This window comes from Comamonas jiangduensis (genome assembly GCF_030162955.1).
GTDB classification, from domain to species: domain Bacteria; phylum Pseudomonadota; class Gammaproteobacteria; order Burkholderiales; family Burkholderiaceae_C; genus Comamonas; species Comamonas jiangduensis.
Map to the genome: position 1 here is coordinate 1 of NZ_JARXOV010000018.1, position 19,383 is coordinate 19,383.

At 56.3% G+C, this 19,383-nt stretch carries 15 protein-coding genes and 1 tRNA gene; 2 read left to right on the forward strand and 14 right to left on the reverse strand.

The genetic code is table 11. The features are described from left to right. Window positions 1-10 precede the first annotated feature (10 nt). Window positions 11-358, reverse strand: a complete 348-nt coding sequence (rbp, locus tag QEP12_RS13635; RefSeq protein ID WP_284214591.1) for an RNA-binding regulator — start codon at window positions 356-358, stop codon at window positions 11-13. A gap of 110 nt (window positions 359-468) precedes the next feature. Beyond that, complete coding sequence (locus QEP12_RS13640) at window positions 469-705, reverse strand: hypothetical protein (RefSeq protein WP_284214592.1); 237 nt, start codon at window positions 703-705, stop codon at window positions 469-471. A gap of 711 nt (window positions 706-1,416) precedes the next feature. Here QEP12_RS13640 and QEP12_RS13645 point away from each other — a divergent pair. Continuing rightward, window positions 1,417-1,809: a hypothetical protein gene (locus QEP12_RS13645; RefSeq protein ID WP_284214593.1), complete on the forward strand. Its 393-nt coding sequence runs from the start codon at window positions 1,417-1,419 to the stop codon at window positions 1,807-1,809. 123 nt (window positions 1,810-1,932) lie between these two features. On the opposite strand, the gene QEP12_RS13650 is transcribed toward QEP12_RS13645, so the two are convergent. Further along, the gene (locus tag QEP12_RS13650; protein WP_284214594.1) at window positions 1,933-4,404 is read right to left on the reverse strand and encodes a cation-translocating P-type ATPase; all 2,472 of its coding nucleotides are present in this window, start codon (window positions 4,402-4,404) and stop codon (window positions 1,933-1,935) included. Between the two features lie 198 nt (window positions 4,405-4,602). Between QEP12_RS13650 and QEP12_RS13655 the strand changes: the two genes are divergently transcribed. Then, window positions 4,603-4,702: transfer RNA gene (locus QEP12_RS13655), tRNA-Ser, on the forward strand. An 820-nt stretch (window positions 4,703-5,522) separates the two neighbouring features. On the opposite strand, the gene QEP12_RS13660 is transcribed toward QEP12_RS13655, so the two are convergent. The 11 genes from QEP12_RS13660 to gcvP form a co-directional block, all read right to left on the reverse strand. Then, window positions 5,523-5,666 carry a hypothetical protein gene (locus QEP12_RS13660; RefSeq protein ID WP_174863827.1) on the reverse strand — a complete coding sequence of 48 codons (144 nt, stop codon included), beginning with the start codon at window positions 5,664-5,666 and terminating at the stop codon, window positions 5,523-5,525. Window positions 5,667-5,923: 257 nt separating this feature from the next. Continuing rightward, window positions 5,924-6,904, reverse strand: a complete 981-nt coding sequence (locus QEP12_RS13665) for a Bug family tripartite tricarboxylate transporter substrate binding protein (RefSeq protein ID WP_219164463.1) — start codon at window positions 6,902-6,904, stop codon at window positions 5,924-5,926. 338 nt (window positions 6,905-7,242) lie between these two features. After that, window positions 7,243-8,001 carry an SDR family NAD(P)-dependent oxidoreductase gene (locus QEP12_RS13670; RefSeq protein ID WP_284214595.1) on the reverse strand — a complete coding sequence of 253 codons (759 nt, stop codon included), beginning with the start codon at window positions 7,999-8,001 and terminating at the stop codon, window positions 7,243-7,245. Window positions 8,002-8,255: 254 nt separating this feature from the next. Beyond that, window positions 8,256-8,957 carry an ABC transporter ATP-binding protein gene (locus QEP12_RS13675; RefSeq protein WP_219164747.1) on the reverse strand — a complete coding sequence of 234 codons (702 nt, stop codon included), beginning with the start codon at window positions 8,955-8,957 and terminating at the stop codon, window positions 8,256-8,258. 17 nt (window positions 8,958-8,974) lie between these two features. Beyond that, window positions 8,975-9,745 carry a high-affinity branched-chain amino acid ABC transporter ATP-binding protein LivG gene (gene livG / locus QEP12_RS13680; RefSeq protein ID WP_284214596.1) on the reverse strand — a complete coding sequence of 257 codons (771 nt, stop codon included), beginning with the start codon at window positions 9,743-9,745 and terminating at the stop codon, window positions 8,975-8,977. 39 nt (window positions 9,746-9,784) lie between these two features. After that, window positions 9,785-11,032 (reverse strand): high-affinity branched-chain amino acid ABC transporter permease LivM, encoded by a 1,248-nt coding sequence (locus QEP12_RS13685; protein ID WP_284214597.1) that lies wholly within the window; start codon window positions 11,030-11,032, stop codon window positions 9,785-9,787. Next, window positions 11,032-11,958, reverse strand: a complete 927-nt coding sequence (gene livH / locus QEP12_RS13690) for a high-affinity branched-chain amino acid ABC transporter permease LivH (protein WP_174863390.1) — start codon at window positions 11,956-11,958, stop codon at window positions 11,032-11,034. Before livH ends, QEP12_RS13685 begins: the two co-directional genes overlap by 1 nt. 108 nt (window positions 11,959-12,066) lie before the next feature. Next, window positions 12,067-13,191 (reverse strand): high-affinity branched-chain amino acid ABC transporter substrate-binding protein, encoded by a 1,125-nt coding sequence (locus QEP12_RS13695; protein WP_174863391.1) that lies wholly within the window; start codon window positions 13,189-13,191, stop codon window positions 12,067-12,069. Window positions 13,192-13,445: 254 nt separating this feature from the next. Next, complete coding sequence (locus QEP12_RS13700) at window positions 13,446-14,045, reverse strand: RluA family pseudouridine synthase (protein WP_348521128.1); 600 nt, start codon at window positions 14,043-14,045, stop codon at window positions 13,446-13,448. Between the two features lie 56 nt (window positions 14,046-14,101). Continuing rightward, window positions 14,102-16,297: a PAS domain-containing hybrid sensor histidine kinase/response regulator gene (locus tag QEP12_RS13705; protein ID WP_423107366.1), complete on the reverse strand. Its 2,196-nt coding sequence runs from the start codon at window positions 16,295-16,297 to the stop codon at window positions 14,102-14,104. Between the two features lie 85 nt (window positions 16,298-16,382). Further along, entirely contained in the window at window positions 16,383-19,253 is a 2,871-nt protein-coding gene (gene gcvP / locus QEP12_RS13710; RefSeq protein WP_284214598.1) for an aminomethyl-transferring glycine dehydrogenase, read from the reverse strand. Window positions 19,254-19,383 lie beyond the last annotated feature (130 nt).

Sequence of the window (19,383 nt, forward strand, 5' to 3'; positions counted from 1 at the left end):
CCTGTAGGGCTTAGTAGCGGTTACCGCCGTAGCCACCACCGTTGCCGCCGCCGTTATTACCGCGATAGCCTCCACCACCGTTGTTGCTGCGGTAGCTGCCGCCACCTTCTTCGCGAGGACGTGCGACGTTGACGTTCAGGTTACGGCCACCCATGGGTTGCTCGTGCAGACCTTCGATGGCAGCTTGCGCTTCTTCAGCTGTGGACATTTCGACAAAGCCGAAGCCCTTGGAACGGCCTGAGTCACGTTCCATCATGACTTGTGCGGAGACCACATTACCGAATGGAGAAAATTGCTGTTGCAGATCGTTGTCGCGCACAGAATAAGAAAGATTGCCAACGTAAAGTTTGGTTGTCATGGTGTAAATCAGTGAAGTTGAGAGTGATCCCGGTATGTGACCAGGCATCAAAAATATGCAAAGCGCCCGATTGAGGGCTGGCTTTTGGGTATGCGAGGCTGACCTGCTGGTTAAGCAGGTATGACAGGCAGTTGCAGATAGCTTTTACCTTGCTCAATGGCAAAGCAGATGGCTGCAGCAGAGGTAAGAAACAGGGGAATGAAGCGAAAGACTCTGTCGTGGGAAGAAGAGCCTTTGCCGCTGCGAATGGAAAGAGTCGCGGTGTAAGAGCCGCTGGCGGTCATTTCGGCGGTAGGCGTGAGTGCGTAGCGGCCGATGATTTGAGAGGAGGAGAGAGAGTGGTTCAAGCGGAACGCGCTGCGTCAAGCAGTCGCGTAAAAATTTGGCTCAAAAGCAAGCCGCTTATACGTTTTGGGGTGCGTAAAGTCTGAGGCCAGACTATCAATGGCAGTCTGGTTATTTTTAATGACAATCAGAAGTCATTAAATGCAAAAATTGAAAATCGTCTGATGCGATGATGGTTGTGTTTGCATTCACAACGCTTGCGCTAGATTCGCATGCACTGTTGCGTATCAGCAAAGTTCGGCAAGTATAACAGCACTTTCTTAGAAGTGCGCTGCCTATTTTTCTTTTAATCGTAAAAATTCGCAGCATCCTGAGTTTGGGATGTTGAATTTCCGATAGTTTTTAAAGACTACAAATCTTTCGCAAGACCCTAATCCCTTTGCCTTGGCTACTTGCTTGCTGTAGCACCTCAGACGGAACATCTGAAAAAACCGTCAGAAACGGTAGATCTTCGATTGGTTTTTTAGGCTTTTTTAGTGCAAGTGAAGCGATGGGCGAGACTCGTCACCACGGCCACAAATTCTTTCAGATTGCAATCAATTCTTGAATCCACATGAGGCGAAGAACATCTCTAGCGACGCAAGCACTACGAAGAGTAAGATCGTTTTTGCCAAGGCATTAGGAACCCATACCAATCTTTGCCTGGCGCTAGTTAGGCATAGTCCTGGTGTGTGGATGTTGTATCACCTGAATCGTTTTTAATGGGTTTGAAAATGAGCGATGAAATTGATACCGACATGATCGAAGAGGCGTTGATCGTTATCGATCAGGCTTGCGTAGAGTTCAAAAAAACCGTTTTTATGCGTGCCACTAGGGAGATGGACTGGCAGGCGAGGCACAAGGCGGATGATGTCATCGTCTGCTTTGATGCGGTTAAATATTCAGGACACCGACGCACTAAAGATTTGATGCTTGTGGAGCTGGATCAGCTTTGCCAAAAGCTAGATCAGATGATTGGGTGGTCTTGTGTCAACAGGCCCTTCGACACTGCTGCATATGAGCACATTTTCGGCATTGCTCAACTGGCACAGGGTGCGGTGTATTCAGCCCTAGGAATCTACAAACCTGCTCCACAGCTCTTTCCGCGTATTGGTTTAAAGACTTAGAGATACATAGAGAAAAAGCACCCGAAGGTGCTTTTTCTCTATCCCGGAGCGACTTCCTGCCGTTTCCAGATATTTCGTCCCGTCGTTGCCTTGCATGGTAATTTCGACGACAGCCGCGACTTTTTATCTCGTTAGCTGATGCCTCAGCCTTGAAGATACGACCATGCTTAGCAGCATGGACGCCAAAAACGCCAAGGTCACTAGCATCCAGTCTGAAGCATGCAAAGGCTGAAGATTCAGCAAATGGCTGAGTCCAGGTAACTGAATGCCCAGCACGAGTGATAGCAGCGTTCCAAATACCAACCAACGTGCTGCTGCGCGACGCAATCTGGTCAGTCCGCTGGTGATGCCTGCACTGGAAACCAGTAATACAGCGATAGCCATCGCACGTGCATGCTCCACGGTTTTCTCTGTACCGAGTGCATACAGGTAGCTCCACACTATTGCAACACTCGCTAATCCACCTGCCAGAACAATCCACCACCAGACTTCGGTTGAGAAAAAGTGTGTTGCACGCTGGCGCTGTACTGGGGCCAGTGGCCCACTTGAGGGCAGGTCCTGGAAGGCCATCATTGCTGTTGGATGAATCACCAGTTCAAGCCATACGATATGCAGCGGCAAGAAAAGCAAGGGGAGGCCCATGAGTGGAATAGCGGCAGCGCCAATCACAAGCGGTAGATGCACCAGAAGAAGATAGACAAAGGCGAGGCGAAGGTTCTGAAAAAGTTGCCGTCCCTCTGCCACCGCATCGACAATAGTTCTGAAATTGTCATCCAGCAAAACGACAGGTGCGACCTCTCTCGCACTGCGCGTACCGCGCTCTCCCATCGCTACGCCAATATCTGCTTGGCGCAGAGCAGGAACATCGTTGACACCATCACCCGTAACTGCAACCAACTCACCTTGAGCCTGGAACGCTTGCACCAACGCCAACTTCTGTGTCGGCGTTGCTCGCGCAACCACGTCAATTGCACGGCATGAAGCAATGACTGAGGCAGGATCATCTTCTGATGTCAACGTAATCACTTGGGGCGATCCTCCACCCAAGCCAATCGAACGTGCAATAGCAGTAGCTGTTGCAGGATGGTCTCCTGTGACCATGATGACGTGCATCCCAGCGACCATGCAATCAGCAACCGCCTCTCGTACGCCCTCACGAACCGGATCTTCAAAGGCCAATAAACCTGCAAACTGAAAGCCTTGCTCCGGCTCTAGAGTCAATGTGGCCCCTGCGGGCATAGTTTTCCAGGCAAAACCGATGACCTTGCGCCCAGACATGGCGTGTTGATTCACCGCATCCAGCCAATGGCTGCGCTCAAGCTCAGGTAACTCGCAGATCGCAAGTATGGTTTCAGGAGCGCCTTTGGTATACGCAGCAAGGCCAGCAGCATCTTTTGACCAAATCGCCGTCTCACGACGCCGCGCCTCCGTGAATGGAAATTCAGCCACCCTGCCTGACGAGGAGGTGGTGCCAAAAGCTTTAAATAAAGCTTGGTCGAGTGGATCGCCACTGTCTTGTCGTGCAGCAAAGGTTGCTACCTGTAATAGGCCGTGGTTATCGAGCCCTGGCGCAGGCATGTAATGGGACAACACCAGTGCGCCCTCGGTGATGGTGCCTGTCTTGTCCGACAAGATACAGGTGACACGGCCAATATTCTCCACAGCGACTGCGCGGCGCACCAGTGCATTCTTTTTGGCCAGTCGAAAAACCCCGACGCCCAGAAAAAATGTATAGATAACAGGAAACTCCTCGGGAATCGCAGCGATGGCTAAGGTCACAGCACTTAGCAAAGCATCAATCCATCCATGACCTTGCCACAACCTGATCGCTGCTAGCACCACACATCCAACGAGTGCCACAGCAAGCAAGATGGCAACCAGTTGAGCGATAGCTTTTTGCAAGGGTGTCGACTCGTGGCTGCCTTCGGCCACTGTACGAACGATTTCTCCATAGCGCGTATCACCGCCAGTCCAAATAATGCGCAGCCATGCTGTTCCCGTCAGTAAACGGGTCCCCGCAGCTCCCCAGTTTTCCTCTGTGGTTGCTGTTGCTACTGCCTCTGGTGCATCAACGATGTGCTTGGAGACCGGCAAGGACTCTCCGGTCAAAGTCGATTCATCAACTTGAAGCCCGGTGCCCTTCACCAGCAAGCCATCTGCAGGAAAGTATTCCCCAGATACGACCTCCACCAAATCACCGGGAACCAGTTGCTGCGCTGGAATGAGCTGCCACTTGCCATCCCTTAACGCACGTGCAGAACTTGCCAATCGGCTTGCTAAGCCTGCTGATGACGCTGTTGTTCGCAAATGCAGATAGGCATCCATTCCCAGCAGCGGCAGCATGGCTAGCAGCATGGTCAGTGCCTCGGTGAATTGCCCGAGGAGTCCAAACAAACCTGCCGTAAACGCCAAGAACCACAGCATTGGATCGCGCACGGTATCGCGTGCAATGCTCCACCAACTACTGCTCGCCTGAGGAACGATGTCGTTAAAACCCAAAGCATTACGCTGTGCCTCCACCTGCGCCGTGGTAAGCCCAGACGTGGGAGTATCTAAAGGTGGAAGCTGTTCAGCGGAAGGGCGGCGATACATCATCGGGCCATTATTGGCCCCGCTCAGGATTCAAACAACGCTGTTTATGACGCCAAAAGCTACACGTCTCAAAAACAACGCCTCACTGTTGCCGGCGGCAAGGCAGAGAAGGGTGGTCACGAGCATGTGGACCTGTCTAAATAGAAGCCAAAAAGGTGGGAATAAAGCCTGCAGAACCGCATGAGGCAATAACCTCTGGGTGTGCCTTTATTCCCAAAAAGTGCCGGAAAGCCGCATAAATGCTCATTCGTGGGTTGGACTTTTAATCCGTTGGTCGCGAGTTCGAATCTTGCAGGGCCCGCAAAGATTACAGCTCCATGGAGCAATGCCCGGGGCTTTTTTTGGGGGGGTGTTGCGCGGGGTTTTGCCCATCAAAACGGATCTTTACACCGATGCCAAAGCGGTGATGGTGTTGCAGCGCTTTGAACTGCTTTGGGTGCAAGACCAACGCGCGCAATGAGTACAGTCATTGCTCTAAGCTTGAGACAGCGCTTGCTGGTAAGCGTATTCAACATGCGACGCATGCCGCGTGACTGGCAGTCAAGAGCCCTTTAAAAACTAAACCCGCTTTCGCGGGTTTTTTGTTTAGCGACCCCAGGTCTTGGGTTGATACGTCTCGAAGCTCGTACCGTTGCAGATGCGGTAGTTCTCTGGCAAAGACTCCCGCTTATGTACTTGAACTGTCACGCCCTCAGGCATTACGGTTTTAACTTCTGCCTTCACAGGTTGCTTCCACGTTTTTTTCGTAGAGGCGCCGTTACTGGTGGTGGCGCTAGATTTTTGTGGGGGCACGGGGCACTTCTCCATAGTCATGAACAATCGGGGCGTAGCCCAGTGTGCCATTGAAATGGCTTTTAGTGAAATTTGACGTGTTAATTCTGTAAAAAGAAGAATTAAGAGCGTGTTTTTCTAAAAATCCATCTAAAAGTCGGTCACAGTTCTACGCAAAGCACGTATTGCTAGGAGGGCCTCGTCCTTTATGCAGCCAAACGGTAGCCGCTGCGATGTAACTTCAAGGGCGAGGCTCATCTGGCCGCAGGTGATCGCTTAGCCTAGTGGATGGCGGGCCCTCGTAAAAAAACCGCCTTAGCGGCGGTTAGGTTGGTTCCCTTTGAAATGCGTTAGAACGCATCTACGCTGTACTCGCCTTGCGGGGCTTCTTGGGTGAGCAAGCGAATGACCTCTTCAGGGGCGCGAGGCTCGGGTTGTGGAGCGGCTTCATTTTGCGAGGACTTGAGCTCGATAACGGAGTGGAAGAAAGTCATAGTGGTTTCCTTTCAGGGCGTTAAGGGTTCAGCGTCTCTATCTAACGTCTTCTGTCTGCAAATGGTTGACAAATTTTGTGAATTCTGTGTGACAGCGAAAAATTATTGCTAATACTCGGTGTGGCTATGCGCATAGGGTAGCGGTACTAGATAGCTGCGCAGCACGCAAAAAAGCCCAGCTCGTTAGAGCTGGGCTTGGGGTGTTGAATGCGGAATTGGCCGCTAGCGCTTATTTGGTAAGCGTAGCGTGCTATCTATTACTGAATGCTTGCGCCAGAGGCTTCTACCACCGCCTTGGCGTTGGTGAAATCTGCGCGGTACATTTTGTCGAACTCGCCCAAGCTCATGGCCTTGGGTTCTGCACCTTGGGCCAAGATGGCTTCTTGCACTTCTTTGCTTGCCAGCAGTTTGTTGACTTCGGCATTCATCTTAGCGGCGATGTCTGTGGGGGTGCCAGCAGGCATGAACAGGCCATACCACGTGCTGACGTCAAAGCCCTTCATGCCTTGTTCTTGCATGGTGGGTACGTCGGGCAAAGAGGTGGAGCGTTTGGCCGAGGTGACCGCCAAGGGGCGCAATTTGCCGGCTTTGATCTGGCCAATCGCCGAAGGAATGGATGACACCAGCAGATCCACGTTGCCTGCGATGGCGTCCATCAATGCGGGGTTGGAGCCTTTGTAAGGCACGTGGGTCAGCTCAATACCGGCGGCTTTTTCAAACATGTGACCAGCAATGTGAATGCTGGTGCCATTGCCGGGGGAGCCGTAGGTCACTCGTGTGGGATTGGCTTTGGCGGCTGCCACCACGTCTGCAATGCTCTTGTAAGGAGAGTTCACGCTGGTGGCGATGATGACTGGGGTGTAGGCCACGTGCGCCACAGGGGTCAAATCTTTGACAGGGTTCCAGGGCAGGTTTTTGTAGAGGTAGGGGCCCAGGATCAGGTTGTCTTTTTGGCCCATCACCATGTCGTAACCGGTAGCGGGGGCTTTGACTGCTTCGGTGATGCCAATGGTGCCGCCTGCGCCGGCTTTGTTCTCAGGAACGATCGTCCATTTGGTGGCTTCTGTGAGTTTGTTGGCCACGACGCGCGACAAGATGTCAGTACCGCCACCAGGAGGAAATGGAATCACCAAGCGGATGGGTTTGCTGGGATAGTCGCTGGCAGCTTGTGCCCAAGCGGGGGCTGCAACACCTGCTGCCAAAGCCAATGTGGTGCAGGTGATCAGTTTGCGGTACATGAAGGTCTCCAAAAACACAGACATCTAAAACGGCGGAAGGGTTCTGCCATCGCCATGCAGAACGTGCAACCGCTATCGAGCAAATTTGTGGGCCCATCGATGGTGCAAGGGTGCGCACCACCAGGCTGGAGTACCTGTATGAACCACGTTTGCGCACAGCCCGCAGGGGTTGCCTGCGGGTTGATCACGGGCTGCAGTTACCGATCGGGTAGCGCAGCGCTGTGTGGCCCACGCGGCACAAACAGGTTCTTGATATGGGCTGATATTAGCGCTGGAATGCTTGGCAGGAGGGCAAACTCCGCAAAAAAACATTCCGTTTGGGCATTAGCTCAGCGCGTTCAGGCTTGGCGCGCATCGGCCAGCACAGGGTTGCCAAAATCTGCGCGCTCTAGCCAGGCGAGGACGCGTGCAGCGGCCTCCTGCGGTGAGGTGAGGTTGCCTTCACGCTTGAGGTTGGCAAAGCGGTTGACATCGGGGAAGGCCGCTTCACTGGCGCTGCGCAGTTGCAGCTGCATATCGGTGTCGATGACGCCAGGTGCGAGGGAGCAGATTTGGGCGCCGTTGGGCTTGGCGGCTTCATCCAGTGCCACCGAAACGGAGAAGTTGTCCATGCCGGCTTTGGCTGCGCAATACGTGGCCTGTGAGGCAATGGCACGGCGGCCCAAGCCTGACGAGACGTTGAGCACCTGGCGTGGAATGTTCCAGCCTTCGGTGGCTTGCAAGAAGGCAGAAGTCAGCAGCATGGGCGCTTCCAGGCCCACACGCAGGGCCTGGCTGATGGCGTTCCAGTCGCTGTGCGACAACGGTGCAATCGGCGGGATCACGCCGGCGTTGTTGATCAGCACGACGCGGCTATAACTTTCAGCGTGGAGCACGCCCAGCCATTGCAGCAGTTGCTGGGCAGCAAGTTGGGGCTGGGCCAGGTCTTGCTGCCACTGGGTGAGGGTGGCGCCGTGGGCCTGCGCTGTGGTGTCTAAATCAGTATTGCGCTGGCGGGCGATGGTGAGCAGGTGGTGGCCTTGTTTCAGAATCTGGCGCGCCATGGCCAGACCCATGCCCCGCGAGCCGCCGGTGAGGATGTAGAGCTGAGGTTTCATACGTCTTATGTTACTGGCGGCGCGTACCCTTGTGCAGGGGGGAGAAGCGGGGGCAATGCATAAAAAAAGAGCTAGTAGCGCTTGCCAAATCTAGGTTTCAGTGCGTTTTATGCCTGAAGCCCAATCCGATCAAGCGCTAGTAGCTCCTTTTTTGATGGCGTGAACTGCGTCTACAACGCTGCCCCAGCGATCTGGCTGAGGCGGAGGCGCTGCTTGACGCCGCTTGAGATTGCAGCCAGCCCCCGCCTTTGGCATCAACCGCCGAGGTAAGCTTTGCGCACCGCGTCGTTCTTGAGCAAATTGGCCCCCGTGTCTTCCAGCACCAGTTTGCCGGTTTCCAGCACGTAGCCGCGGTCTGCAATTTGCAGGGCGCGGTTGGCATTTTGTTCAACCAGGAACACCGTCACGCCTTCGCTGCGGATGGTCTGGATGATCTCAAAAATCTGCGCAATGATCAGCGGCGCCAAGCCCAGCGTGGGCTCATCCATCAGCAACAAACGGGGTTTGGACATCAGGGCACGGCCAATGGCCAGCATTTGCTGCTCGCCGCCCGACATGGTGCCCGCGCGCTGGTGGGCGCGCTCTTTGAGGCGGGGGAACAGGTGAAACACGTGTTCAATGCCCGCTTCAATGGCTGGCTTGTTCAGAAAGAAACCGCCCATTTGCAGGTTCTCCACAACGGTGAGGTCGGGGAAAATGCGGCGCCCTTCGGGTGATATGGCAATCCCGCGCTGCATGATGTGGTGCGTGGACAGGTTGGTGATGTCCTCGCCCTCAAAATGGATGGAGCCGCTGGTGGCGCGAGGGTTGCCGCAGACAGTCATCAGCAATGAGGTTTTGCCCGCGCCGTTGGAGCCAATCAGGCTGACGATTTCGCCTTGGTTAACGTGCAAAGACACCTGATTGACCGCGCAGATAGAGCCGTAATGGGTGCTGATATGCGCCAGCTGTAGCATAGGGGTGGAGGTGGTCATCAAGCTTCTCCCAGGTAGGCCTTGATGACCCGCTCATTGTTTCTGACTTCTTCGGGGGTGCCATGGGCAATCGGCTTGCCGTATTCCATGACGGTGATGCGCTCAGACACGCCCATCACCAGACCCATATCGTGCTCAATCAGCAAAATGGCCACGCCATACTGGTCGCGCAATTGGCGAATCAGGTTTTGCAGATCGATTTTTTCCTGCGGGTTCAAGCCGGCCGCAGGCTCATCGAGCATCAGCACCTTGGGGTCGGTGATCATGCAGCGCGCAATTTCCAGCCGGCGCTGGTGGCCATAGGCCAAGTTGCCCGCCTCGCGGTTGGCAAATTCGCGCAGTCCCATGTAGTCCAGCCAGTGCAGGCTGCGCTCAATGGCTTCGGCCTCTTGGCGGCGAAAGCTGGCGGTGTTGAACAAACCAGCCAGCACGTTGACGCGTGCTTTCTGGTGCTGCGCGACCAGCAGGTTCTCCAGCACCGTCATGCGCTTGAACAGGCGCACGTTCTGGAAGGTGCGCACCACGCCTTTGCGTGCCACGGCGTGGCTGCCCAGCCCGGCAATGCTTTCACCTTGCAGCACGACGCTGCCGTTGGTGGGGGTGTAAAAACCGCTGATGCAGTTAAACACGGTGGTTTTGCCGGCCCCGTTGGGACCGATGATGGCAAGAATTTGCTTCTCGCCCAATTCAAGGTTGACGCCATCGACCGCGAGCAAACCGCCAAAGCGCATGCTCAGGTCTTTCACGTCCAACAAATGGCTGCTATGCATGCTGGAATATCTTCTTCAATGTGATCGGTGAACGGCGGCTTAAGCGGCTCGCTTTTGCGGCACTGCCACATGGGAGCGGGTGACCGGGAACAGGCCCTGAGGGCGCCAGACCATCATCAAAATCATGACCAAACCGAAAATCAGCATGCGGTATTCAGAAAACTCGCGTGCCAGCTCTGGCAGTACCGTGATCAAAATAGCCGCCACGATAACGCCCAGTTGAGAGCCCATGCCCCCGAGCACCACAATCGCCAAGATCAAGGCCGACTCAATGAAGGTGAAGGACTCGGGGTTCACAATGCCTTGGCGGGCCGCAAAAAATGCGCCACCAAAGCCGGCAAACATGGCACCCAAGGTGAAGGCGGAGAGCTTGATGTGCATGGGGTTCAGCCCCAGTGAGCGGCAAGCGATCTCGTCCTCACGCAGCGCCTCCCACGCGCGGCCAATCGGCATGCGGATCAAACGGTTGGAAATCCACAGGGTGACCACGGCCAGCATCAAAGCCATCAGGTACAAGAAGATGACCATGTGTACGGAGCTGAACTCCAGGCCCATGAGCTGGTGGAAGGTGGTGCCACCTTCTACGCTGGGGTTGCGGGTCATCTCCATGCCCAGCACCGTGGGTTTAGGGATGCCGGAGATGCCATCCGGGCCGCCGGTCCAGTCATTCAGGTTAATCAGCAGCAGGCGAATGATTTCGCCAAAGCCCAGCGTCACGATGGCGAGGTAGTCGCCGCGCAAACGCAGCACGGGAAAGCCCAGCACAAAGCCAAACAATGCCGCTGCAGCACCTGCCAAGGGCAATGCCTCCCAGAAAGACCAGCCAGCCCAGTGGAACAGTAAGGCGTAGGTATAGGCGCCCACGGCATAAAAACCGACAAAGCCCAAGTCCAGCAGACCAGCAAAGCCCACCACGATGTTCAGGCCCAGGCCCAGCATGACGTAAATCATGGCGAGGGTGGCGATGTCGACGGCATTGCGGCCTGCAAAGAAGGGCCAAGATACGGCCATGAGCAAGGTGGCAAAAATCAACGCATTGCGCAGCTTGGGTGACAAGTCAGGCACGCGTGGCAGGCTAATGCCTTTGGTGACGCCTTTTAGGGCTGGTTTGAGCAGTTGCACGGCAAATACGATCAGCGATGCCCAAAGGACGTAGTGCCATTGGGGCTCTAGGCTCATTTGCCCGCCCACACGCTGCAGTTGCAAGCCGAAGATGGGGGTGACGACCAAAGCAGTAATCACGGCCGCCATCAAAGCCGGGCCGAGGTTATGGAGAATGCGTTGCATCAGACTTTCTCCACTTCTGGTTTGCCCAACAAGCCTGTGGGGCGGAACAGCAAAATCAGCACCAGCAGGCTGAAGGCCACGATGTCCTTGTATTCCGAAGAAATGTAGGCGGCGGCCAAGGTTTCGGCCACCCCCAAAATCACGCCGCCCAGCATGGCGCCGGGAATGCTGCCAATCCCGCCCAACACAGCTGCGGTAAAGGCTTTGATGCCCGCAATAAAGCCAATAAAGGGGTTGAGTTTGCCCACAGCCAGTGCAATCAGCACCCCACCGACGGCAGCCAGCATGGCGCCCAGAATGAAGGTGAAAGAGATCACGCGGTTGGTGTTAATGCCCAGCAGGCTGGCCATGTGCATATCTTGCGAACAGGCGCGTGAGGCGCGGCCCATGCGAGAGTGCTTGATGTAGATCGTGAGCAAGATCATCAGCACAACGGCCACGGCGATGATCAAGATACGGGTGTAGGGCACAAAGACTTCAAAGCCACCCCCCATTTCAAACTGAAACGCGCCTGGCAGCAGCGAAGGCACGGCCATGTCACGCGCACCTTGGCCCAAGGCGACCCAGTTCTGCAAAAAGATAGACATACCGATTGCCGAGATCAAAGCCACCAAACGTGGGCTGTTGCGCACGGGTTTGTAGGCCACTTGTTCAACGGCAAAACCATAAATGCCGGTGATGATGACGGCCACGATCAGCATCAAACCAATCACCATCCAAATCGGGACGGCCCCTTGAATACCGACGGCTGACAGTGTGACCAGACCGACATAGGCGCCAATCATGTAGATATCGCCGTGCGCAAAATTGATCATGCCGATGATGCCGTAGACCATGGTATAGCCGATAGCGATCAAGGCGTAGATGGCCCCGAGGGAGAGGCCATTGAATAGCTGTTGTATCAGCTGAGGGAGAAATTCGTTCATGTGCGCGATGACCTAGCGAAATGAGAGAGCGCAGCACAAAGCAAGCTTTGAACTGAAAAGCCCACAGGCTTAAGCGTTAAGCGCTGTGGGCTTGGGACATGCCGCGACTTACTTCGCAGCAGGAGTCTTGCTGCCGTCTTTATGCCATTGGAAGATTTGGAAGTCGAAAGAGGTCAGGTCGCCTTGCTTGTTCCAAGACACTGGGCCAATGACGGTGTCAATCTTGGCTTTGTGCAAGTGGTCTGCCACCTTCTTGGGGTCATCGCCCACAGCTTTGATGCTTTCTGCAATCGCCTGTGTGGCAGCATAGGCGGTCAACTGAAAAGCGCCCGAGGGATTGCGCTTTTTGTCTTGAAAGGCCTTAACGATGGCGGCATTCTTGGGGTTGGTCGAAAAGTCTGCAGGCAAGGTCACCAGCATGCCTTCGACAGCATTGCCAGCAATTGCGTTGACCTCAGGGTTGCCCACGCCTTCAGGGCCCATCATGCGCACTTTCAGGCCCTGTTCAGAGGCTTGGCGCAACAGCAAACCCATTTCAGGGTGGTAGCCGCCGTAGTACACAAAGTCCACGCCTGCGCTCTTGAGCTTGGTGATGATGGCGGAGTAGTCGCTGTCACCGGCGTTGATACCTTCAAACAATGCAACGTTGACCTTGGCTTTTTGCAGTTCGTCACGCACCGAAGAGGCAATGCCCTGGCCGTACGACTGCTTGTCGTGCAGTACGGCAACCTTGCTGGGTTTGGCTTTTTCGATGATGAACTTGGCTGCAGAGGGGCCTTGCTGGTCATCGCGACCAATCGTGCGGAAGATGTAGTGGAAGTTCTTGCCTTCTGTCAATGCAGGCGATGTGGCAGAAGGTGTGACCACGACAACACCTTCGTTGTCGTAAATGGGGGCTGCAGCAATAGCTGCGCCAGAACACACTGGGCCAATCATGTAGCCAATCTTGGCATTGACCACGCGGTTGGCAGCCACAGGCCCTTGCTTGGGCTCGCAAGCGTCGTCCACGGTGGTGACTTCGATTTTCTTGCCATTGATGCCGCCAGCAGCATTGATTTGCTCCACAGCTGTGGATACGCCTTCTTTGACCATGTCGCCATATTGGGTCAGTGGTCCTGTGGTGGGGATCACCATGGCGAACTTGATGTTCTGAGCCTGAGCTTGGCCGGCCACTGCGGCACCCAGCAGGCCCAAAGTAGCTACTACAGTTTTCAAACGGAACGAAGCACGCATTGTGGAATGTCCTCTCGGTTAGTTTTGCATCAAGCACTTGCTTTAGAGAAGGTTTGCAAATTGCATGCCTGATGCTCAGGGAGCAAGCTTAAAAATGAGCTCCTAGAGGGCGCAATCGGGTTTGTCTCTATAGCGTTGAGAGGTGCAGGAAATTTCTTTAATCGCTGCGAAAAATCAAAATTAATGCGTGGATGACTTCGCAATACGACGGCTTTGATGCATACGACCAGCTATTGCGGATGGTTGAGCCTGTTTCAAAATGGTGCAGGGCTATCTATGTGCACCAGCTGATTGCGCTGGGGGTGCTGAAACTTCAGCGTGGTGGCGTGCAGGCACAGCCTTTCACTCAAATCGATCACGCAGGCGGGTGCATACAGTGCATCGCCCAGCATTGGGTGGCCAATGTGCGCCATGTGAACACGCAGCTGGTGCGAGCGGCCCGTAATAGGCTCCAGCCACAATTTGGTGCATCCCGGTGGAACCTGCTGCTGATCAGGAGCGCGCAGATAGCGCGTTTGGCTGGGTTTGCCTTTGTGCAGAGCAACAATTTGTAGGGGTCTGTTTTCCCAGTCGCACACCAAAGGGGCGTCAACAAGTTGCCAGGTTTCGGCGGCGACATCGCCGTGCACGATGGCCGTATAGCGTTTGTGAACTTCACGGGCGGCAAAAGCATCGCCCAGCTTGCGCTGCACTTCTTTGCTGCGCGCAAACAGCAACAAACCTGAAGTGGCCATATCTAAACGGTGTACCACCAGTGCATCGGGCCAGTGCTGCACCGTGCGATGGATTAGGCAATCTTGCTTGTCAGGGCCACGTCCGGGAACGGACAACAGGCCTGCAGGTTTGTCGAGCACCAGCAAATGTTCGTCTTCATAAAGACAAGTCGGTCGGGGAGCGGTCTGCAAAATTCTTAGAACTGCTGGGGTTGAATAAGGCGATCTACGGTCTCACACAGCTCATTGACATCGTTGGGTTTGTAGATCAAGGCAAGGGCACCCGCAGCAATCGCTTGGGCTTCAATTTCTGCTGTGACATAACCTGATGCCAAAGCCACGGGTAAATCGGGGCGAATGGCTTTGGAGTCGCGTACCAAATCCACGCCGCAGTAGCCGGGCATGTTGTAGTCCGTCACGAGCAAGTCGTAGGCGAATGGATTTTGGCGCAGCGCTTGCGTCGCCTCGCGCGGGTCCAGAAAACCCGTTACCTGATAGCCCCTGCGGCGCAGCAGTCGCTGTACCAGTGACACCAAGGCTTGGTCATCATCCACATACATCACGTGCTTGTGCCCACTGGGCGCAGGCACAGCGCTGGCAGCAGGCACTGCGCACGCCCTGCTGCTGGCGGGTGGCGCTGGAGGTTGAAAGCCCACAATCTCAGGGCTCATCACAGGGAAGTACAGCGCGAAGACGCTGCCTTGACCGATCTGGCTGCTGACATCTACCGCACCGCCGTGGGTGCGCATCACCCCGTGTACCACGGCCAACCCCAGCCCCGTGCCTTGCCCCACGGGTTTGGTGGTGAAGAAGGGCTCAAAGATGCGCTGCAAGGTTGTGGGGGCAATACCGGGGCCGTTGTCTTGTACGGTGATGACTAGGTAGTCGCCCAGTGTAAGGCCCAAGCGGTCACACAAGCGCTGCTCAGACAGGCTCAGCGCTGCTTCCATGCGGATCAATCCACGCGATTCGCCCAGCGCATGCACGGCGTTGGTGGTGAGATTAAACAGCGCCTGCTCAACTTGTGTGGGGTCGGCCAGCATGCAAGGCAGATCGTGGGAGACATTCACTTGCAGCTCAATTGCAGGCGGCAGCGTCACGCGCAGTAAACGTTCTGTATCGCGCATGACTTCATGGGCATGCACGGCGTAGCGTTTGGGGGGCTCATTGCGGCTGAAGGTCAGAATCTGGCGTACCAAGTCTCTGGCGCGGCGGCCTGCTTTTTCAATTTCGAGCAGGCTCTCTAGGGCTTGAGGGTTGTGGCTGCAATCGGCTTTGGCCAACTCCACATTCCCCAAAATGGCCCCCACGATGTTGTTGAAGTCGTGGGCAATGCCGCCAGCCATGGTGCCCAAAGCCTGCATTTTGTGGGATTCACGCAGCTGCATCTCCAGCTCACTGCGTTGTGCTTCAGCACGTTTGTGGCTGGTGAGGTCGCGCGCAAAGACGGTGGTCACTTCACCGTCTGACAAGCGCTCGAAGGACATGGAGACTTCCACCGGCAAGGTTTTGCCGGTGGCCGTACGGGCCGTCATTTCGCCCAGCATGGCTTGCGTAGTCAGCGGTGCTAAATCCAGTGCGTGCACCGCATCCGGCAAAAAACGCTCCAGCTTGGAGCCCAGCGCATCTGCAACCGGGCACAGTAGCAAAGCGGCGGCAGTGGGGTTGAAGACGGTGATGCGCTGGTCACGGTCAACGCAAATGATGGCATCCAGCGAAGAATTAATCACCGATTCCAGCCGTCGCTCACTGGCGTGCAGTTGGTCGTTGCGTTCTTGGAGCTGGTGGCGCTCTGCCAGCAGGGGGCCTTGGTCAACGATGGCGCACATGAACTGTGCAATCGCAGGGCCTTCACGCTGGGGGATTTGAATGCAGGCGATGTGCAAATCGGCCTGAATTTGCTGACCGCTGCCCAGCGTAAAAATGACTTCGTGGGCCTCGCTGTGGCCGGCAGTGCGAGAGGCTTCAAATGCCTGAGCGACACGCTGTGTGTCTGTGGGGCAGACATACGGCATAAAAGACACCAGCAGCCGGTCATGCCCTTCCGCCTGGAACGCATTGTGTGCCATGGCATTCGCTTGGATGACCATGTCATGCTCATCCAACACCAGCAACGGCAGTGGCACGCTGGAGAACAGCGCCTCGAATCGCTCGGATGCGCTTTCTGCCACCGCCTGGCTGTAGTCCAGAACTTTGTTTTGGATCTCCAGTTCGTTTTGGTAGTTGCGCAGCTCGGCAATCAAGGCCGCCAGGGGGTCATCGTCCGGCAAATCCTCGGGAAGCTCGAACACAGGCAGGGCCTCCAATGGCATGGAGTCCAGGTCATGCAACGAGTTGGGTGCTGCAGGTGCGTCTTCGCGGTGGAGGAGGAAAGAGAGGTCAGGACGACTCATAGACACGAGCAGTGCGGGGGCAAGAGCTGGGCAGTGTAAGTGCTGCACGCCCAAGCCAACAAGCACGGTGGTGATGAACGCTGGCTCAACTCAGGTAAGCCTCAATAGGAGGGCAGGTGCACACCAGATTGCGATCCCCGTGTACGTTGTCAATGCGCGCCACGGGCGGCCAGTACTTGGTAGCCAGCTGTTTATGCCCGGCCGCTGCTGCGCGGCTGTAGGGGTGAGGCCACGCATCTTGCAGCAGCTGCGCTGCAGTATGTGGTGCGTTTTTGAGGGGGTTGTCCTCACGGGGCCAATCGCCATCTTGAATGCGCTGAATTTCTGTGCGGATAGCTAGCATGGCATCGATGAAGCGATCCAATTCTTCCAGAGGCTCGCTTTCGGTGGGCTCCACCATCAAGGTGCCGGGCACCGGAAAAGACAGGGTGGGTGCATGAAAACCGTAGTCAATCAGGCGCTTGGCCACATCTTCGGCGGTGATGCCACTGGATTCTTTGAGCGGGCGTAGATCCAAAATACATTCGTGTGCCACGAAGCCGCCGGGGCCTGCATACAGCGTGGGGTAAGCATCTTGCAGGCGGATACGGATGTAGTTGGCATTCAAAATGGCCGTTTCCGTGGCGTGGCGCAGCCCGCTGGCGCCCATCATGCGGATATACATCCAGCTGATTGGCAGTACCGCTGCATTGCCATACGGTGCAGCAGACACCGCACCCACCACTGCGGCCTTGCCCGCTGCCGCATGGCCGGGCAGAAAAGGCACCAGGTCTTGCGCAACGCACACAGGGCCCACACCGGGGCCGCCGCCGCCATGGGGAATGCAGAAAGTTTTGTGCAGGTTCAGGTGACTGACGTCACCGCCAAAAGCGCCGGGCGCTGCCAAACCGACCAAAGCATTCATATTGGCGCCGTCTACATACACCCGGCCACCGTGCTGGTGTACCAGCTCACACAGAGGGCGCACCGCATCTTCAAACACGCCGTGGGTGCTGGGGTAAGTGATCATGATGCAGGCCAGCTTGTCGCTGTGGGCCTCGCATTTGGCTTGCAGATCGGCCATGTCGATATTGCCTTGCGCGTCGCATGCTACCACCACCACTTGCATGCCGCACATCTGGGCGCTGGCAGGGTTGGTGCCGTGGGCACTGGAGGGAATCAAGCAGATGGTGCGCTGCGCCTGGCCGCGCGATGCGTGCCAGGCACGGATGGCGAGCAGCCCCGCATATTCACCTTGAGAACCTGCATTGGGTTGCAGGCTTACGCCTGCGTAACCGGTGATGGTGCACAGCCAGTCACGCAACTGCTGGTCCAGCTGGGCATAGCCTTGCTGCTGGTCTGCGGGGGCAAAAGGGTGGATGTGCGCAAACTCGGGCCAGGTGATGGGAATCATCTCGCTGGTGGCGTTGAGTTTCATGGTGCACGAGCCCAGCGGAATCATGCAGCGATCCAGTGCCAAGTCTTTGTCGCTGAGGCTGCGGATGTAGCGCAGCATGGCGGTTTCGCTATGGTGGCTGTGAAAGACGGGGTGGCTGAGAAAGTGCGAGCTGCGTTGCAAACCGGCCGGAATACGTGAGGGCGTTGTGGCGTCAATGATGGGTGGCTGCTCGGCACCAAACAGGCGCAGCAGCAAAGCGATGTCTGCCGTTGTGCTGGTTTCATCCAGCGAGATGCCCAATTCGCTTTCAGATACTTTTCGCAGGTTAACGCCCGCCAGTAAAGCGCGGGTAGCTATATTTAATGCACTGTCTGGGGCATGCACAGTGACCGTGTCAAACGCCGTGCTGTGGCGCAGCGCAAAGCCGAGGTTTTCCAACCCTTGTGCCAGCGCGGCAGTGAGCTGCGCAATACGCTGGGCGATGTCGCGCAGCCCTTTGGGGCCGTGGTAGACCGCATACATACTGGCCATGACTGCGGGCAACACCTGTGCAGTACAGATGTTGGAGGTGGCTTTTTCGCGGCGGATGTGTTGCTCGCGGGTTTGTAGCGCAAGGCGCAAGGCTGGTGCGCCTTGTGCATCGATACTCACGCCCACCAAACGACCGGGCAGAGAGCGCTTGAGGCCATCTTGGCAAGCCATGAATGCAGCGTGCGGGCCGCCTGCACCCATGGGCATGCCCAGGCGCTGGCTGTTGCCCACCACGATGTCTGCGCCCCATTCGCCAGGGGGGGTAAGCAGGGTCAGCGCCAGCAAATCTGTGGCTGCAATCAGCAAGGCTTGGTGTGCGTGGCTCTGCGCAGCCGCTTCGCGCCAGTCATAGATGGCGCCGGTGCTGCTGGGGTATTGCACCAGGGCGCCAAAGTGGGGCTGGGCCAGCGCGGTCAAAAAGGTGGCGTGGTCGCTGGGCGTTGCCACACACCAGCCCATGGGCTCGGCGCGGGTGCGCAGCACTTCCAGCGTCTGGGGGTGCACATCCGGGTGCACCAAAAATACGTCGCTGCGGGCGCCTGCACTGCGCCGCGCCAAAGCCATGGCTTCGGCGGCGGCGGTGGCTTCGTCCAGCATGGAGGCGTTGGCCACCGGCATGGCCGTGAGGTCGCAGACCAGGGTCTGAAAATTGAGCAGGGCTTCCAGACGGCCTTGGGAAATTTCTGCCTGATAGGGCGTGTAGGCGGTGTACCACGCGGGGTTTTCCAAAATATTGCGCTGGATAACGCCGGGGGTGTGCGTGCCGTAATAGCCCTGGCCGATAAAGCTTTTGAAAACCCGGTTGCGGCTGGCAATGGCTTTGAGCTCTTGCAGGGCGTCCTGCTCCGTGGCAGCTGGCGGAAGGTCCATGGGGGTCTGTCGCACGATGTTGCCCGGCACAACCGCCTCTATCAAGGCCTGGCGTGAGGCCAGGCCAATGACACGCAGCATATGTGTTTCATCGGGCGTGCTGGGCCCGATGTGGCGGCGCGCAAAAGCATCGCTTTCGTGCAGTTGAGACAAGGGCGCTTGCAGTCGCTGATTCATCATCCCACTCCCTCATTCGTCACATGGCGCAGCCCCCAGTGCGAACGCCGCACCTTGCAAGCCGCATCAACCTGTTCAATGCCACAGCCTCTGCACCAGATTGCGCAGGACTTGCGCGGCGGTGAGGCCC

Excerpts from the sequence above, each read along its gene's own strand:
- rbp (WP_284214591.1), bottom strand. The coding sequence starts at position 358 with ATGACAACCAAACTTTACGTTGGCAATCTTTCTTATTCTGTGCGCGAC.
- QEP12_RS13645 (WP_284214593.1), top strand. The coding sequence starts at position 1,417 with ATGAGCGATGAAATTGATACCGACATGATCGAAGAGGCGTTGATCGTT.
- QEP12_RS13650 (WP_284214594.1), bottom strand. The coding sequence starts at position 4,404 with ATGATGTATCGCCGCCCTTCCGCTGAACAGCTTCCACCTTTAGATACT.
- QEP12_RS13660 (WP_174863827.1), bottom strand. The coding sequence starts at position 5,666 with ATGACTTTCTTCCACTCCGTTATCGAGCTCAAGTCCTCGCAAAATGAA.
- QEP12_RS13665 (WP_219164463.1), bottom strand. The coding sequence starts at position 6,904 with ATGTACCGCAAACTGATCACCTGCACCACATTGGCTTTGGCAGCAGGT.
- QEP12_RS13670 (WP_284214595.1), bottom strand. The coding sequence starts at position 8,001 with ATGAAACCTCAGCTCTACATCCTCACCGGCGGCTCGCGGGGCATGGGT.
- QEP12_RS13675 (WP_219164747.1), bottom strand. The coding sequence starts at position 8,957 with ATGCTACAGCTGGCGCATATCAGCACCCATTACGGCTCTATCTGCGCG.
- livG (WP_284214596.1), bottom strand. The coding sequence starts at position 9,745 with ATGCATAGCAGCCATTTGTTGGACGTGAAAGACCTGAGCATGCGCTTT.
- QEP12_RS13685 (WP_284214597.1), bottom strand. The coding sequence starts at position 11,032 with ATGCAACGCATTCTCCATAACCTCGGCCCGGCTTTGATGGCGGCCGTG.
- livH (WP_174863390.1), bottom strand. The coding sequence starts at position 11,958 with ATGAACGAATTTCTCCCTCAGCTGATACAACAGCTATTCAATGGCCTC.
- QEP12_RS13695 (WP_174863391.1), bottom strand. The coding sequence starts at position 13,191 with ATGCGTGCTTCGTTCCGTTTGAAAACTGTAGTAGCTACTTTGGGCCTG.
- QEP12_RS13705 (WP_423107366.1), bottom strand. The coding sequence starts at position 16,297 with ATGAGTCGTCCTGACCTCTCTTTCCTCCTCCACCGCGAAGACGCACCT.
- gcvP (WP_284214598.1), bottom strand. The coding sequence starts at position 19,253 with ATGAATCAGCGACTGCAAGCGCCCTTGTCTCAACTGCACGAAAGCGAT.